16 protein-coding genes are annotated in these 14,390 nt (G+C 73.1%); 11 read left to right on the top strand and 5 right to left on the bottom strand.

The window, feature by feature from the left end; all coding sequences use genetic code 11:
• Positions 1–41 precede the first annotated feature (41 nt).
• From ACIO3O_RS39760 to ACIO3O_RS39740, 5 genes are all read left to right on the top strand, one after another.
• Positions 42–983 (top strand): DUF1963 domain-containing protein, encoded by a 942-nt coding sequence (locus tag ACIO3O_RS39760; RefSeq protein WP_401754876.1) that lies wholly within the window; start codon positions 42–44, stop codon positions 981–983.
• Positions 984–1,018: 35 nt separating this feature from the next.
• Positions 1,019–1,852 (top strand): M55 family metallopeptidase, encoded by an 834-nt coding sequence (locus ACIO3O_RS39755; RefSeq protein WP_401754873.1) that lies wholly within the window; start codon positions 1,019–1,021, stop codon positions 1,850–1,852.
• Positions 1,845–3,194, top strand: a complete 1,350-nt coding sequence (locus ACIO3O_RS39750; RefSeq protein WP_401754870.1) for a M20/M25/M40 family metallo-hydrolase — start codon at positions 1,845–1,847, stop codon at positions 3,192–3,194. Before ACIO3O_RS39755 ends, ACIO3O_RS39750 begins: the two co-directional genes overlap by 8 nt.
• Positions 3,195–3,262: 68 nt before the next feature.
• Positions 3,263–5,248 (top strand): prolyl oligopeptidase family serine peptidase, encoded by a 1,986-nt coding sequence (locus tag ACIO3O_RS39745; RefSeq protein ID WP_401754868.1) that lies wholly within the window; start codon positions 3,263–3,265, stop codon positions 5,246–5,248.
• A complete protein-coding gene (locus tag ACIO3O_RS39740) occupies positions 5,245–6,210 on the top strand; it encodes an LD-carboxypeptidase (RefSeq protein WP_401754865.1) in 966 nt (321 codons plus the stop codon). The genes ACIO3O_RS39745 and ACIO3O_RS39740 overlap by 4 nt, the downstream gene beginning before the upstream one ends.
• Positions 6,211–6,217: 7 nt before the next feature.
• Here ACIO3O_RS39740 and ACIO3O_RS39735 read toward each other — a convergent pair whose 3' ends face one another.
• Positions 6,218–6,748: a DinB family protein gene (locus tag ACIO3O_RS39735; RefSeq protein WP_401754862.1), complete on the bottom strand. Its 531-nt coding sequence runs from the start codon at positions 6,746–6,748 to the stop codon at positions 6,218–6,220.
• Positions 6,749–6,877: 129 nt separating this feature from the next.
• On the opposite strand from ACIO3O_RS39735, the gene ACIO3O_RS39730 reads away from it, so the two are divergent.
• From ACIO3O_RS39730 to ACIO3O_RS39720, 3 genes are read left to right on the top strand one after another with little or no spacing between them, the layout of a single operon-like run.
• Positions 6,878–7,243, top strand: a complete 366-nt coding sequence (locus ACIO3O_RS39730) for a hypothetical protein (RefSeq protein WP_401754859.1) — start codon at positions 6,878–6,880, stop codon at positions 7,241–7,243.
• Between the two features lie 15 nt (positions 7,244–7,258).
• A complete protein-coding gene (locus tag ACIO3O_RS39725) occupies positions 7,259–7,876 on the top strand; it encodes a GNAT family N-acetyltransferase (protein ID WP_401754856.1) in 618 nt (205 codons plus the stop codon).
• Entirely contained in the window at positions 7,863–8,297 is a 435-nt protein-coding gene (locus ACIO3O_RS39720; RefSeq protein WP_401754853.1) for a RidA family protein, read from the top strand. The genes ACIO3O_RS39725 and ACIO3O_RS39720 overlap by 14 nt, the downstream gene beginning before the upstream one ends.
• Here ACIO3O_RS39720 and ACIO3O_RS39715 read toward each other — a convergent pair.
• Positions 8,275–8,613, bottom strand: coding sequence for a DUF6204 family protein (locus ACIO3O_RS39715; protein WP_401754850.1), 339 nt, complete (start codon positions 8,611–8,613; stop codon positions 8,275–8,277). The two genes, ACIO3O_RS39720 and ACIO3O_RS39715, sit on opposite strands and share 23 nt — an antisense overlap.
• Positions 8,614–8,822: 209 nt before the next feature.
• On the opposite strand from ACIO3O_RS39715, the gene ACIO3O_RS39710 reads away from it, so the two are divergent.
• The gene (locus ACIO3O_RS39710; RefSeq protein WP_401754847.1) at positions 8,823–10,784 is read left to right on the top strand and encodes a DUF5107 domain-containing protein; all 1,962 of its coding nucleotides are present in this window, start codon (positions 8,823–8,825) and stop codon (positions 10,782–10,784) included.
• 20 nt (positions 10,785–10,804) lie between these two features.
• Here the strand turns inward: ACIO3O_RS39710 and ACIO3O_RS39705 are convergent, their stop codons facing one another.
• Positions 10,805–11,167: a VOC family protein gene (locus ACIO3O_RS39705; protein ID WP_401754844.1), complete on the bottom strand. Its 363-nt coding sequence runs from the start codon at positions 11,165–11,167 to the stop codon at positions 10,805–10,807.
• A 90-nt stretch (positions 11,168–11,257) separates the two neighbouring features.
• Between ACIO3O_RS39705 and ACIO3O_RS39700 the strand changes: the two genes are divergently transcribed.
• Positions 11,258–11,728 (top strand): GNAT family N-acetyltransferase, encoded by a 471-nt coding sequence (locus ACIO3O_RS39700; protein ID WP_401754841.1) that lies wholly within the window; start codon positions 11,258–11,260, stop codon positions 11,726–11,728.
• Between the two features lie 39 nt (positions 11,729–11,767).
• On the opposite strand, the gene ACIO3O_RS39695 is transcribed toward ACIO3O_RS39700, so the two are convergent.
• Positions 11,768–12,580 (bottom strand): methyltransferase domain-containing protein, encoded by an 813-nt coding sequence (locus tag ACIO3O_RS39695; RefSeq protein WP_401754838.1) that lies wholly within the window; start codon positions 12,578–12,580, stop codon positions 11,768–11,770.
• A 139-nt stretch (positions 12,581–12,719) separates the two neighbouring features.
• On the opposite strand from ACIO3O_RS39695, the gene ACIO3O_RS39690 reads away from it, so the two are divergent.
• Positions 12,720–13,109 (top strand): phage holin family protein, encoded by a 390-nt coding sequence (locus ACIO3O_RS39690; protein ID WP_401754835.1) that lies wholly within the window; start codon positions 12,720–12,722, stop codon positions 13,107–13,109.
• A gap of 172 nt (positions 13,110–13,281) precedes the next feature.
• Here ACIO3O_RS39690 and ACIO3O_RS39685 read toward each other — a convergent pair whose 3' ends face one another.
• On the bottom strand, positions 13,282–14,385 hold the full coding sequence (locus ACIO3O_RS39685) for an enolase C-terminal domain-like protein (RefSeq protein ID WP_401754832.1): 1,104 nt from the start codon (positions 14,383–14,385) through the stop codon (positions 13,282–13,284).
• Positions 14,386–14,390 lie beyond the last annotated feature (5 nt).

Here is a 14,390-nt window from a genome sequence, read left to right as displayed (position 1 = left end):
CGTCACCGCACTGTCGTACCCCGTACGTACACTCACCTGGCATGACGCCGCGACCGAACCCGCTGATCCCCGCCGACGAAGCCGCCCTGCGCGCGGCGATCGAGCAGGAGGGGCTCGCGGAATGGGCCGACGACATCGTTGCCGTCGCCGAGCACGGGATCCAGCTGAAGGCCGTCGACGCCGCCGCGTCGTCGGCCTTCAGCCGCAGCGGAGTGCTGCCGTCCGTGCCGCCGGGCTTCACCTGGCCGACCCTGGAGCCGTACGAGGACGAGCACCCCTTCCCGCTCGCCCTCGTCGCCCAGGTGGACCTGGCGGAGCTCGCCGCCCAGGACGTCAACAACCTCCTGCCGCCCACCGGCCTCCTGTACTTCTTCCACCCCAACGGCGAGGACGCCTACGGCGACGTGCTCCAGGTGGCGGTGCGACACTTCCCCGACGCGACCCCGGCCGACACCGCCCCGTACGACATGGCGCTGCTGCCCGGGGCCGCGGACTACCAGGAGGAGTGGCACGAGCCTCCCTACGCCTTCCAGCGTCCCGTCGCCTACGAGCCGGCGGGGCGCGGCAAGGTGCCCAGGCACCTGCACCTCGAACTGGGCATCCAGGGACGCGAGCTGGACGACGAGGACGTGTACCGGGTGTACGACGCCACTCGCGCCCTGGACGACGCGTTCGGCCCCAGCGGTGAGGTGTCGATGCTCGGCCCGGACGACGACTTCGACATCGACCTGAAGGCCTCCGCCGCCGCGCTGGACACCGGCGAGGGCGAGGTGAGCCGGTCCGACGGCGTACTGCGGCTGAACGGCGCCCGGGAGTACCGCGACGCGAGCGGGGCGGCCCGCGCGGTGCGCGACGAGTGGCGGGTCCTGCTCGACATGGGGGCGACCGACGCCACCGGCTGCCCGATGTACTTCCTGATCCGTGACGACGCGCTCGCCGCCGGTGACTTCAGTAACGTCGTCGGTGCATCTGTGCAGTGGTGACGACAGCGGTACGCGAGCGAAGGGTGTGACGGTCAGTGAAGATCCTCATCAGCGCCGACATGGAGGGCGCCACCGGCGTCACCTGGCCCGCCGACGTGCTGCCGGGGACCCCGCAGTGGGAGCGCTGCCGCGCGATGTTCACCTCCGACGTGAACGCGGCCGTCCTCGGCTTCTTCGACGGCGGCGCGGACGAGGTCCTCATCAACGAGGCCCACTGGACCATGCGCAACCTCCTGCTCGAACGGCTTGACGAACGCGCCCAGATGCTCACCGGCCGCCACAAGTCGCTCAGCATGGTCGAGGGCGTCCAGCACGACGACGTCGACGGCATCGCCTTCGTCGGCTACCACACGGGCGCGGGCGCCGACGGCGTCCTCGCCCACACCTACCTCGCCAACTCCATCACCGGCGTCTGGCTCAACGGGAGGCGCGCGAGCGAGGGCCTGCTCAACGCGCACGTCGTCGCCGAGTACGGCGTCCCCGTCGTCCTGGTCACCGGCGACGACCTGACCTGCAAGGACGCCGACGGCTACGCGCCCGAAGCGCGCAAGGTCGCCGTCAAGGACCATGTCTCGCGGTACGCGGCCGTCTGCCGCACGCCCGCCCGCACGGCCACCGACATCCGGGCCGCCGCGAAGGAGGCGACGGCCCTGGCCGTACGTCAGGAGCCCGCCCGGGGCGGCCCGTTCACCGTGGAGCTGGAGTTCGACGCGGCGCACCTCTCGGACGCCGCCACCGTGGTGCCCGGAGTGGCCCGATCCGGTGAACGGCGTGTCGCCTACACCAGCCCGACGATGTATGAGGGCATTCGTACCTTCAAGGCGGTCACGACGATCGTCTCGGCCGCTGTGGAGGAGCAGTATGGGTGACCCCGTGACCCCCGAAGGTCCTGTGATCGACGAGGCTTCCCTGGACGAGGTGGTGACCTTCACCTCCGACCTGATCCGCATCGACACCAGCAACCGGGGCGGCGGCGACTGCCGCGAGCGCCCCGCCGCCGAGTACGTCGCCGAGCGCCTCGCCGCCACCGGCCTGGACGTCGCGATGCTGGAGCGGACCCCGGGCCGCACCAACGTCGTCGCCCGCATCCCCGGCACCGACCCCTCGGCCGACGCCCTCCTGGTCCACGGCCACCTCGACGTCGTGCCCGCCGAGCCCGCCGACTGGTCCGTGCACCCCTTCTCGGGCGAGGTGCGGGACGGGATCGTGTGGGGGCGCGGCGCGGTCGACATGAAGAACATGGACGCGATGGTCCTGTCCGTCGTACGGGCCTGGGCGCGCGCGGGAGTGCGTCCGCGCCGGGACATCGTCCTCGCGTACACCGCCGACGAGGAGGCCAGCGCGATCGACGGCGCCGACTTCCTGGTCGAGCGGCACGCCGACCTCTTCGAGGGCTGCACCGAGGGCATCAGCGAGTCCGGCGCGTACACCTTCCACGCCGGACCCGGCACCCAGATCTACCCCATCGCCGCAGGCGAGCGCGGTACCGCCTGGCTCAAGCTGACCGGGTACGGCACGGCGGGCCACGGCTCCAAGGTCAACGGGAACAACGCGGTCAGCCGGGTCGCCGCCGCCGTCGCCCGGATCGGCGAGCACGAGTGGCCGGTGCGGCTCACCCCGACCGTACGGGCCTGTCTGCGCGAACTGGCCGCCCTGCACGACCTGGACGTGCCCGACCCCAACGACCCGGCGTACGACGTGGACGCCGTCCTGAACAAGCTGGGCCCGGCCGCCGCCCTCGCGGAAGCAACCGTGCGCAACAGTGCGAATCCGACCATGCTGGACGCCGGGTACAAGGTCAACGTCATCCCGGGCAGCGCCACCGCGTACATCGACGGAAGGTTTCTGCCCGGCGGCGAGGACGCATTCCGGACCACCCTGGACGCCCTCACCGGGGAGCACGTCGACTGGGAGTTCCACCACCGCTCGGCGGCCGTCGAGGCACCGGTCGACTCGTCGACGTACCGTCAACTCCGGCATGCCGTAAGGAAATTCGCACCCGAGGGGCATGTGGTGCCGTTCTGCATGTCGGGCGGCACGGACGCCAAGCAGTTCTCCCGGCTCGGCATCACCGGCTACGGCTTCTCGCCGCTGAAGCTGCCCGAGGGCTTCGACTACGGGGCACTCTTCCACGGGGTCGACGAACGCGTACCGGTCGAAGGACTGCACTTCGGGGTGCGCGTCCTGGACCATTACCTACGGCACGCGTGAACCGCTCGCGCCCGGAATCCGTACAGATCCGCAACGAAACACAGACCGCAGCAGGGGGAGTTGGCAGCATGGTGCCCACCGGGCCTTACGGAAGCTGGCCGTCGCCGATCGACGCCTCGCTCGCGGCGTCCCACGACGGGGCCCCGCAGTTCGTCGGCATGGTCGGCGACGAGGTGTGGTGGATCGTGCCCCGCCCCGAGGAGGGCGGCCGGCAGGCGCTGGTGCGGCTGCGTCCGGACGGCGTCGAGGACGTCGTCCTGCCCGCGCCGTGGAACCTGCGCAGCCGGGTCGTCGAGTACGGCGGCCGGCCCTGGACCGGCACCGCCCGCGAGGCGGACGGCCCGCTCCTCGTCTTTGTGAACTTCGCCGACCAGCGCCTCTACGCGTACGAGCCGGACGCCCCCGGCGCCCCCGGACCCCGCCCGCTCACCCCCGTCTCCTCCGTCGGCGGCGGGCTGCGCTGGGTGGACCCGGTGCTGTGCGACGGCGAGGTGTGGTGCGTGCTGGAGGAGTTCACCGGTGAGGCCCCCACCGACGTGCGCCGGGTGATCGCCGCCGTGCCGCTCGACGGCACGGCCGCCGAGGACCGCGGTGCGGTACGGGAGCTGAGCGACGGGCGGCACCGCTTCGTCACCGGGCCCCGGGTCTCGCCCGACGGCACCCAGGTCGCCTACATCGGCTGGGACCACCCCCGGATGCCGTGGGACGGCACCGAGGTGCTGGTCGCGGAAATCCCGTACGGGGCAGGAGGGTTCACCGACACGCGCTCTCTGGCGGGCGGCCCCGACGAGTCCGTCTGCCAGGTCGAGTGGGACCGGGACGGGACACTGCTGTTCTCCTCCGACCGGGGCGGCTGGTGGGAGCTGTACCGGCTGCGCAGGGACGGGCACCGCATCAGCGGGGCGCTGTGCCTGGGGCGCGAGGAGGAGTTCGGCGGGCCTCTCTGGCAGATCGGGCAGCGCTGGTTCCACCCCCTGGACTCCGGGCTGATCGCCGTCGTGCACGGCCGGGGCGCCACCGCCCTCGGCATACTCGACCCCGAGACCGGCGAACTCGTGGACGCCGCAGGACCCTGGACCACCTGGGCCGCCACCCTCGCCGTGCAGGGCGACCGGATCGTCGGCGTCGCCGCCAGCCCGCGCAGCGCCTACGAGGTGGTCGAGCTGTGCACCGCCACCGGCCGGGCCCGCGTCATCGGCTGCCCGCACGACGACCGCGTCGACGCCGCCTACTACCCCGAACCCCTGATCCGCACCTTCACCGGCCCCGAGGGCCGCGACATCCACGCGCACATCTACCCGCCGCACCACCCCGGCCGGATCGCCCCCGCCGAGGAGCTGCCGCCGTACGTCGTGTGGGCGCACGGCGGGCCCACCGGCCACGCCCCGCTCGTACTCGACCTGGAGATCGCCTACTTCACCTCGCGCGGCATCGGCGTCGCCGAGGTCAACTACGGCGGCTCCACCGGCTACGGGCGCGAGTACCGGGAGCGGCTGCGCGGCCAGTGGGGCGTCGTCGACGTCGAGGACTGCGCCGCCGTCGCCCTCGCGCTCGCCGACGAGGGCACCGCCGACCGGAACCGGCTCGCCCTCCGGGGCGGCAGCGCGGGCGGCTACACCACCGCCGCCTCGCTCGCCGACACCGACGTCTACGCCTGCGGCACCATCAAGTACCCCGTCCTGGACCTGATCTCCTGGGCGAACGGCGAAACCCACGACCTGGAGTCCCACTACCTGGAATCCCTGATCGGCCCGCTCGCCACCTGCCCCGAGGTCTACGCGGAGCGCTCCCCGCACGCCGACCGGATCACCGCCCCCTTCCTGCTGCTCCAGGGCCTCGACGACCCGATCTGCCCGCCCGTGCAGGCGGAACGCTTCCTCGGGCAGATGGCCGGGCGGGGCGTCCCGCACGCGTACCTCGCCTTCGCGGGGGAGGGGCACGGCTTCCGCGGCGCGGAGACGATACGGCGCGCACTGGAGGCCGAACTCGGGCTGTACGTCCAGGTGTTCGGGATCGAACGGGACGACGTGCCGCGACTGGAGTTCAAGAAGTGACCCACTCCGTCCCAGGGCTCGCCGAACTGTCCCGCCCCGCCCGGCTGCGCCCCGGCGCGCGCGTCGCGATCGTCTCCCCGAGCGGCCCCGTGCCCGCCGAACGGCTGGACGCCGGGCTCGACATCCTGCGCGGCTGGGACCTCGACCCGATCGTCATGCCCCACGTCCTGGACCGACACCGGGAGTTCGGCTACCTCGCCGGCGACGACGCCGACAGGGCCCGCGACCTGACCGACGCCTGGTGCGACCCGTCCGTCGCCGCCGTGATGTGCGCACGCGGCGGATACGGCGTCCAGCGCATGGTCGACCTGGTCGACTGGGCGGCGATGCGCGCGGCCACCGCCGCGTACGGGCGGCCCAAGCCGTTCATCGGGTACAGCGACATCACCGCGCTGCACGAGGCCTTCGCCACCCGCATGGGCGTCGCCACCCTGCACGGGCCGATGACCGCCACCGTCACCTTCCTCAAGGACACGCCCACCCAGGAGTCCCTGCGCGCCACCCTCTTCGAGCCCGAGTCCGTCCGCACCCTCGGCCTGCCCACCGCCCGCACCCTGGTCCCGGGGCGGGCGCACGGCATCACCCTCGGCGGCTGCGTCTCGCTGCTCGCCGCCGACCTCGGCACCCCGCACGCCCGGCCCTCCGCCCGAGGCGGCCTGCTGGCGATCGAGGACATCGGGGAGGAGGCGTACCGGCTGGACCGCATCCTCACCCAGCTCCTGCGCTCGGGCCGGCTGGACGGGGTCGCCGGGATCGCGCTGGGCTCGTGGGTCGACTGCGGACCGTACGAGAGCGAGATCCGCCCGGTGCTCCTCGACCGGCTCGGCGCGCTCGGTGTGCCCGTGGTCGAGGAGCTGGGCTTCGGCCACGCGGCGAGCGCGCTCACCGTGCCGCTGGGCGTCCCGGCGGTACTCGACGCCGACGCGGGGACGCTCACGCTGGACGCCCCCGCGCTGGTGTGAGCGTTCATCAGGCCTGGGCGTCGAGCTCCCACTGGGTCCGGTAGTCGCCGGTCGCGCCGTCGATGAGCTCGCGGACGATGTCCATGTGGCCGGTGTGCCGGAGGGTGTCCTCCAGCATGTGCACCAGCACCCAGCGCAGCGACACCGTCGTGCCGTCCCACGAGGTGCCCAGGTGGTCCAGGTCCAGGTCGTGGATCACCCGGTCGGCGGCCTTCCTGGCCCGCCCGTACAGCTCCACGATCTGCGCGGTCGTCTCCTCGGGGGCCACCGTCAGGTCGTCCTCGGGGGCGAACCACAGCTTCTCGGTCTCGTACCCGAACGTCTCGCAGAACCAGCCGTACTCGATCGCCGCCAGGTGCTTCACCAGCCCCAGCAGGCTGGTGCCGGACGGGGTGAGCGGGCGGCGCACCTGTTCCTCGTCCAGGCCCTCCAGCTTCCACAGGGCGATGTCGCGGTGCTGGTCCAGGGAGGCGAGGAGGGTGGACTTCTCGTCACCGGTGAAAGGGACGCGCTCGATGCGCTGGGGAGTCTCGGTCATGGCGGGACCGTAACAGTGCGCGTCACCCGTACGGCTGACTGGACTGCCCGTCGGCGTACGGGATCTGCTCATGCTGGAGGTCGAGCGGGGCGGGAGTCCCCCCTTCCCCCAGAGACGCAGGAGGCACAAGTGGTACGGAAGCGTGCGGCGATGGCGGCGGCCGGTGCGGTACTGACCCTGACGGTGGTCTCGACGGGGGCCGCGACGGGAGCGGCGACGGCGGCCCCGGTGACCTCCGCCCCCGTGGCGGCGGTCGCGGCCGACGAACCGGACCCGCTGCCGAACTTCGTCGGCCGGAACCTGTTCCGGGTCTACAGCACCGTCAGCGCCGAGACCGCCCTCAAGATCCGCGACCTGAGCGGCGAGCACCGCAAGGTGCTGTGGCCGCCGAACTGGAAGGTGTGCACCCAGTCGCCCAAGGCGGGCACCAAGCTGCGCGGCGGCACCCTGGAGCTGGGCGTGGTCAAGACCGACGAGAAGTGCCCCAAGCGGTAGTCGTAGCCTGGCCGGATGTCCGAACCGCTGACCACCCCCACCCCCGCCTACCTCGCCGAGGGCCCGCGTGTGGGCATCCGGCCGTTCCGCCGCGGCGACGCGGAGGAATTCGTCGCGCGGACCCGCGAGAGCCGCGCCCTGCACGGGCCGTGGCTGACCCCGCCCGAGACGGTGGAGGCGTTCCGCGGGTATGCGGGTGCCCTCGTGCAGAGCCCCTCCCGGGCCGGATTCCTCGTCTGCACCCGGGACGACGGCGCGATCGCCGGGTTCGTCAACATCAACAACATCGTCGAGGGCGCCTTCCAGTGCGGCGCCCTCGGCTACGGCGCGTTCGCCCACGCCGCCGGGCGCGGCCTGATGGCCGAGGGCCTGGACCTGGTGATGCGGCACGCCTTCGGCCGCCTCGGCCTGCACCGCCTGGAGGCCAACATCCAGCCCGGCAACGAGGCCTCGCTCGCCCTGGTGCGCCGGGCGGGATTCCGTTACGAGGGGTACTCGCCGGACTTCCTCTTCATCGCGGGCGCCTGGCGCGACCACGAACGCTGGGCGATCACCGCCCCCGAGTACCGGCCCCAAAAGCCTTTGCGGGCACGGGAGTCGGAGCCGCAGCATGACCCGCATGACCGCACCTGAGCACACCACCGCGCCCGACCGCATCACGCGGCTCAACCCCGACACCCTGCACAAGACCCCCGGCTACCACCACATCACCGTCGTCGAGGCGGGCCGCACCGCGTACCTCGCCGGGCAGTGTCCCCTCGACCCGGCGGGAGACCTGGTCGGCCCCGGGGACCTGCTCGCCCAGACCGACCAGGTGGTGGCCAACGCGCTGGCCGCGCTCGCCGCCGTCGACGCCGGACCCGAGCAGGTCGTCCGCAGCGTCATCTACGTCGTCACGGACGACCGGACGGCGCTCGGCGAGGTCTGGACACGGCTGCTGGCCTCCCCGCTCGCACCCGCGTTCACCAGCGCCGGCACCCTCCTCGGCGTCGCACAGCTCGGCTTCCCCGGGCAGCTCGTCGAGATCGACCTTACCGCCGCGCTTTCCGGTTGACCTTCATGGTGTCCATGTCGGTCACCGTGGAGCGCAGTTCGGCGTGGGCGTGGCCCAGGGACCTCAGATGCGTCTCGGCGCGGTCCTCGGCGATCGCGCCCGCCATCTCGGGACCGTCCTCGGCGTCGGACTCCACGACGTACCGCATCGAGAAGTGCTTCAGCGGCACGTCGTAGGTGAGCGAGCCCTCCGCCGAGAACTGCATCGAGGTCAGCCCGTGCGCGTCCTTCTCCGCGAGCAGGCGCGTGCGGCTCTCCTCGGTCAGCCCGTCCCAGGTGCCCCGCACGATGACCCGGTACGTGTGCTGCGTGCCCATGTGGCGTCAGTCCCTCTGCTGTGTCCGTCCGCCCCGCTGGCGGACCTCGGTGAAACGCCAGGCTACGGGGACCGTCCAGTTTCCGCCTTTGCATAATCCTGACCGCCGGAACCCCTGGTCAGGCCCGTGCCCAGCGTGTTCGGATGGTCACGGAAGAGGGGTGCGCGAAACCGTGCGCCCGAGCGTGCCGGTGATCGAGTGAGGTACCTGTGGCCACGAGCGTGCGACGCGCCCAACTGACCCTGCCCGTGGCCCCGTTGGGCCCCGAGAACCCGCTGCCCGGGCTGCGCACCCTCGACCAGGTGCACGAGCTGGACGACCGCGCCAGGGAGGGCCTGCCGCGCGACATGAAGCGGCAGATCGGCAACGCGCCGCTGCGCACCACCCTGCCCGTACGCACCCTCGACGGCTACGGGCGCGAGCGCGCAGCGACCGAGGTCGAGTCGATAGTGATCGAGAACGACCGCCTGCGGGCGACCGTTCTCCCCGGCCTCGGTGGCCGGATCCACTCCCTCCACCACAAGCCCACCGGCCGCGAACTGGTGTACCGCAACCCCGTCCTGCAGCCCGCCGACTTCGCCCTCAACGGCGCCTGGTACTCCGGCGGCATCGAGTGGAACATCGGCGCCACCGGCCACACCACCCTCACCTGCGCCCCCCTGCACGCGGCGGTCGTGCCCGCCCCCGACGGCGGCGAGATGGTCCGCCTCTGGGAGTGGGAACGGCTGCGCGACCTCCCCTTCCAGGTCGACCTGTGGCTGCCCGCCGACTCCGACTTCCTGTACGTCGGCGTGCGCGTCCGCAATCCGCACGAGCGCCCGGTGCCCGCCTACTGGTGGTCCAACATCGCCGTCCCCGAGGACGAGCACACCCGCGTCCTGGCCCCCGCCGACGAGGCCTGGTACTTCGGGTACGAGCGGTCCCTCGCCCGCGTCCCGGTCCCGCACTTCGACGGCGCGGACCGCACCTACCCCACCCGCAGCGAGGACCCCGCCGACTACTTCTACGAGGTCCCCGGCGAGTCCCGGAAGTGGATCGCCTCCCTCGACCGGGCCGGGCAGGGCCTCGTCCAGACCTCCACCGACCGGCTGCGCGGCCGCAAGCTGTTCGTCTGGGGCGCGGGGGCGGGCGGCCGCCGCTGGCAGGAGTGGCTCACCGAACCCGGCACCGGCGGCTACGCCGAGATCCAGGCGGGCCTGGCCCGTACCCAACTGGAGCACGTACCGCTCGACCCCGGCGCCGACTTCAGCTGGCTGGAGGCGTACGGTCCGCTGTCCGCCGACCCCGCCCCGGTGCACGGCGACGACTGGGCCGCCGCCCGCACCGAGGCCGCCCGCGCCCTGGACGAAGCCCTGCCCCGGGCCTCCGTGGAGGCCGCGTACACCGCCTGGCTCGCCCACGCCGACCAGGAGCCGGGGGAGCTCCTGCACACCGGCTCGGGCTGGGGTGCGCTGGAGGTGCTGCGCGGCGGCCACAAGCTGCCCGGCACCCCCTTCCCGGAGTCACTGATCGGCGAACAGCAGCGCCCCTGGCTGGAGTTGCTGCGCTCCGGCGTCTTCCCCGCCCCGCGCAAGGTGGTCCCGCCCGGTCCCTCCCTGGTCGCCCCGCACTGGCGCGACATGCTGGAGACCGCCCCCGCCGAGCCCCTCACCGAGTACCACCTCGGGGTCGCCCAGTGGCATGCCGGGGATCTCGCCCAGGCGGTACGGAGCTGGGAGCGCGGCCTGCAACTGGCCCCGTCCCGCTGGCCGTTGCTGCGCAACCTCGCCCTCGCCGACTGTGCGGCGGGGCACGGCGAGCGGGCCGCCGACCTGTACGCGGCCGCCTTCGCCGACCTCTGCGAGGAGCGCCGCGACGGCGAGCACTGGACGGCGGCCACCGCGGCCCTGGGCCGGGAGGCGATCGACGCCCTCCTCGCCGAGGGGCGCACCGCCGAGGCGCGGACCGTGTGGGAGGGCCTGCGCCCCGCCACCCGGACGACCGGCCGCTTCCGCCTGATCGAGGCCCGGCTGCTGGTGGCGGAGGGCGACCGGGAGGCGGCCCGGGCGGTGTTCGACGCGGGCTTCGAGGTCGCCGACCTGCGGGAGGGGTCGACCGAGGTCAGCGACGTGTGGGCGACGATCACCGACGAGCCGGTGCCGGGGGCGTACGACTTCCGCAGGCTGTCCTGAGGCTGTTCTGAAAGATCCGCTCAGGGGGTCGGGTTGCGGTCCACGTACTCGAAGACCGAGCCGTCCGGATGCAGGGCGATCAGGCTGCGGCCCGCCGGGGTCGGCACCGGGCCCGCGACGATCTGCGCGCCGGCGGCGGTCAGGGTGACGTGGGCCTCGGTGACGTCCTTGACCGCCACCGTCGCCGTCAGCTTGCGCAGCAGGTCGATCTCCTCGCGGGGGCCGCTCATCACCAGGAAGCAGCCCACCGCGGCGACGGAGACGCCGCCGCGGTCGAAGCGCTGCGCCGTGGCACCGGTGATGCGCTCGTAGAAGGCGGCCGTGGTGTTCAGGGCGTCGGTGCCCTCCACGTAGATGCGCAGTGTGGTTCCCAGAATCTCCATGCAGGCGAGGGTAGTTGGCCGGCACCATCGGTGATCGGCCCCGCCGGAAATCGGTTGTGGGGGCCCGGGTGCGGGTGGGAGCGTCCGGGGATGGTGACGATACGCGCGTACGAGGACCGGGACTGGGCGGCGATCGCCCGCATCCACGACGCGGCACGGCTCGACGAACTGCGGGCGAGCGTGGGGGGCGAGGCGTTCCGCACGCTGGACGACACCTACGAGGGCGAGGGGCTGTTCGACGGGGCGGTCTGGGTGGGGGAGAGCGACGAGGGAGCCGTCGTCGGATTCGCGGCGCTCGCCGACGACGAGCTGACCTGGCTGTACGTCGACCCCGGGTGGTACCGGCGGGGCGTGGGGCGGCAGTTGCTGCGGCACGCGCTGGCGGCGACCGGGGCGTCGTGCGTCGAGTGCACGGTGCTGGACGGGAACACGGGGGCCCTCGCGCTGTACGGCAGCGAGGGCTTCGTGCTGCGGGAGACCAGGAGCGGGCGGCTCGCGGGGAACGAGGAGTTCCGGGCCACCGGGCACATCATGGAGTGGCGGCGGCCGCCCGGAAGGTGAGGGTCCGGGCGGGCTGACCGCGTCCGTGCGGTGCCGGGGTCAGGCGCGGCACAGGATCTCGCCGTGCGGGACCATGAACCAGGCGTCCTCGTGCGTGCCCCACTCGCGCCAGGCGCCCGAGATCTCCTTGAGCTGGGCCTCGGTGGCGTGGCCGCTCTCGGTCGCGCGGGCGGCGTAGGAGGAGGCGACGGTGCGGTCGGCCCACAGGCCGGTCCACCAGGACAGCTCGTCGGGGGTGGCATAACACCAGGTCGCGGCGGAGGACGTCACGTCGGTGAAGCCCGCGCTCAGCGCCCAGGAGCGCAGGCGGCGACCGGCGTCGGGCTCGCCGCCGTTGGCGCGGGCCACCCGGCGGTACAGGGTCAACCAGGCGTCCAGGGTGGGGTGTTCGGGGTACCAGGTCATCGCCTGGTAGTCGCTGTCGCGGGCCGCGACGATCCCGCCGGGCCTGCACACGCGGTGCATCTCGCGCAGGGCGGTCACCGGGTCGCCCACGTGCTGGAGCACCTGGTGGGCGTGGACCACGTCGAAGGAGTCGTCGGGGAAGTCCAGCGCGTGCACGTCGGCCGGTGCGAACTCGGTGTTCTCCAGGCCTCGTTCGGCGGCGGTGGCACGGGCCTGGTCCAGGATCGCGGCGGCGGAGTCGACGCCGGTGACGTGCCCCTCGGGGCCCACCAGGGCGGCCAGGTCGGCGGTGATGGTGCCCGGACCGCAGCCCACATCGAGGACGCGCAGGCCGGGCCGCAGGTGGGGGATCAGGTAGGCGGCGGAGTTGGCGGCCGTACGCCAGGTGTGTGAGCGCAGGACGGACTCGTGGTGGCCGTGGGTGTAGGTGGCGGTCTCTTTCGGCATGGCGGGGCCCTTCCTCCGTGGCTTCCGGGGTGCTGGGTACACCGTACGTCTGCGTGTTGGAATGTGAGATACGTGTCTTGGGATGTGGACAAGGCCCTTGTGGGCGTTGGGCGTTGGACATGCGGGGTACGCGAGAGGCATGGACATCAAGCCGAACGTGAACGTGGTGGAAGAGGTCGAGCGCGCGGTCCGGGAGGGCGTCCGGGACGCGGTCGCGGAGGAGATGCGCCGGGAGATGGCCGCCCGCAAGCGGCCCGCACGGCTGTACGCGGGGGCGGGCGCGGCGGGGCTGTACGGGGGAGGCGCGGTGGTGGCGGGGATCGTGCTGGGCCTGGGCATGGTGGTGCCGATGTGGGTCTCGGCGCTGGTGGTGGGGGTGGGGTTGCTGATGGGGGCGGTGGTGCTCAGGGGGATGGCGCGGGGGGCCCGTGGGGTGACGGTGGCGCGGGGGGTGCGGCCCGGGGAGCGGGGTGGGCCGGCGGGGGTGGTGGGGGTGCCGCCGGTGCCGGGGGTGGCGCCGAAGGTGTGAGAGGGCCTCTGGGCGGGGGTGGTGGGCTGCGGTGGGGCTCTTCATGTGCCGCGTCCGGCACCCCGGTTGCCTGCGGCGCTGCCCCGGTCCCGCCCCTTCACCTAAAGCGCTTGGCCGCGCGGCTTGAGTGTGGTTGCTCGCGCAGTTCCCCGCGCCCCTGACGGGGCGCTTCTCAGGTGCAGCGGTAGGACTCTGCGGCCTCGTGGCGGAGGGTCAGGCCGTGGCCGGGGGACGGGTGGGGGTGGAGGGTGCCGCCCGTGGGGTCCAGGGCGCCGGAGAAGAGGAGGGATTCCACGCGGACGTGGTCGTGGTACCACTCCACGTGGCGCAGGTTCGGGAGCGAGGCCGCCGCGTGGGCGTGCGCATGGGGGGCGCCCCGGGTCGAGACCTCCAGGCCGTGGGCCTGGGCCAGGGCCGCCGCGCGCAGGAAGACCGTCAGGCCGCCGCAGCGGGTCGCGTCCAGGGTGAGGCAGTCCACCGCCTCCGCGCCGATCGTGCGGGCGCAGTGGGGGAGGTCGCCGGTCGCGCCCGCCGTCACGTCGCACACCACCGCGTCCCGGACCAGGCGCAGGCCCGGCAGGTCGTCCGCCGGGACCGGTTCCTCGAACCAGCCCACGCCGTACTCGGCCAGCGGGCCCCCGATCCGTACCGCCTGCTTGCGGGTGTAGGCGCCGCTCGCCTCGACGTACAACTCGGCCTGGGAGCCGATCACTTCGCGGGCCAGGCGCACCCGGTCCAGGTCGCGGACCACCGCCCGGCCCCAGGCCTCGCCGATCCGGATCTTGACGCGGTCGATGCCCTGGCCGTGCACCCAGCCGCCGAGCTGCGAGGCCAGGTGGGTGTCGTGGTAGGTGGTGAAGCCGCCGCTGCCGTAGACGGGGACCGTGGGGCGGGCCGCGCCGAGGAGGCGGGACAGGGGGAGGGAGAGGAGGCGGGACTTCAGGTCCCAGAGGGCGATGTCGACCGCGGAGACCGCCGCCGCGGACAGGCCGGAGCGGCCGTGGTCGCGGGCCGCCGCGCACATCGCCGTGTGCGCGGCCGGGATGTCGAACACGTCCAGGCCGATGAGGAGGGGGGCGAGTTCCTGGGTGAGGTAGGCGCCCACCGCCGGAGGCGCGTACGTCCAGCCCGTGCCGTACGTCGTCCCGTCGGCCCGTGCCTCGACCACCACCACCGGCGTACGGTCCCAGCTCAGCGTGCCGTCCGCCTCCGGGGCGTCCGTGGGGACGAGGTAACAGGCGACGTCGAGCTGTTCGAGGGGGAGCAGGTGACTCATCGGGG

Source organism: Streptomyces sp. NPDC087440, from assembly GCF_044744005.1.
GTDB lineage: Bacteria > Actinomycetota > Actinomycetes > Streptomycetales > Streptomycetaceae > Streptomyces.
The sequence above is the reverse complement of the archived record's forward strand: the minus strand, read 5'-3'. Positions and strand labels throughout refer to the sequence as shown.

What these genes read in the sequence shown, in the direction of transcription:
- ACIO3O_RS39735 (WP_401754862.1), bottom strand. Translation starts at nt 6,748, where the DNA reads ATGACCGAGACTCCCCAGCGCATCGAGCGCGTCCCTTTCACCGGTGAC.
- ACIO3O_RS39745 (WP_401754868.1), top strand. Translation starts at nt 3,263, where the DNA reads ATGGTGCCCACCGGGCCTTACGGAAGCTGGCCGTCGCCGATCGACGCC.
- ACIO3O_RS39715 (WP_401754850.1), bottom strand. Translation starts at nt 8,613, where the DNA reads ATGGGCACGCAGCACACGTACCGGGTCATCGTGCGGGGCACCTGGGAC.
- ACIO3O_RS39695 (WP_401754838.1), bottom strand. Translation starts at nt 12,580, where the DNA reads ATGCCGAAAGAGACCGCCACCTACACCCACGGCCACCACGAGTCCGTC.
- ACIO3O_RS39760 (WP_401754876.1), top strand. Translation starts at nt 42, where the DNA reads ATGACGCCGCGACCGAACCCGCTGATCCCCGCCGACGAAGCCGCCCTG.
- ACIO3O_RS39700 (WP_401754841.1), top strand. Translation starts at nt 11,258, where the DNA reads ATGGTGACGATACGCGCGTACGAGGACCGGGACTGGGCGGCGATCGCC.
- ACIO3O_RS39705 (WP_401754844.1), bottom strand. Translation starts at nt 11,167, where the DNA reads ATGGAGATTCTGGGAACCACACTGCGCATCTACGTGGAGGGCACCGAC.
- ACIO3O_RS39685 (WP_401754832.1), bottom strand. Translation starts at nt 14,385, where the DNA reads ATGAGTCACCTGCTCCCCCTCGAACAGCTCGACGTCGCCTGTTACCTC.
- ACIO3O_RS39750 (WP_401754870.1), top strand. Translation starts at nt 1,845, where the DNA reads ATGGGTGACCCCGTGACCCCCGAAGGTCCTGTGATCGACGAGGCTTCC.
- ACIO3O_RS39720 (WP_401754853.1), top strand. Translation starts at nt 7,863, where the DNA reads ATGACCGCACCTGAGCACACCACCGCGCCCGACCGCATCACGCGGCTC.
- ACIO3O_RS39690 (WP_401754835.1), top strand. Translation starts at nt 12,720, where the DNA reads ATGGACATCAAGCCGAACGTGAACGTGGTGGAAGAGGTCGAGCGCGCG.
- ACIO3O_RS39725 (WP_401754856.1), top strand. Translation starts at nt 7,259, where the DNA reads ATGTCCGAACCGCTGACCACCCCCACCCCCGCCTACCTCGCCGAGGGC.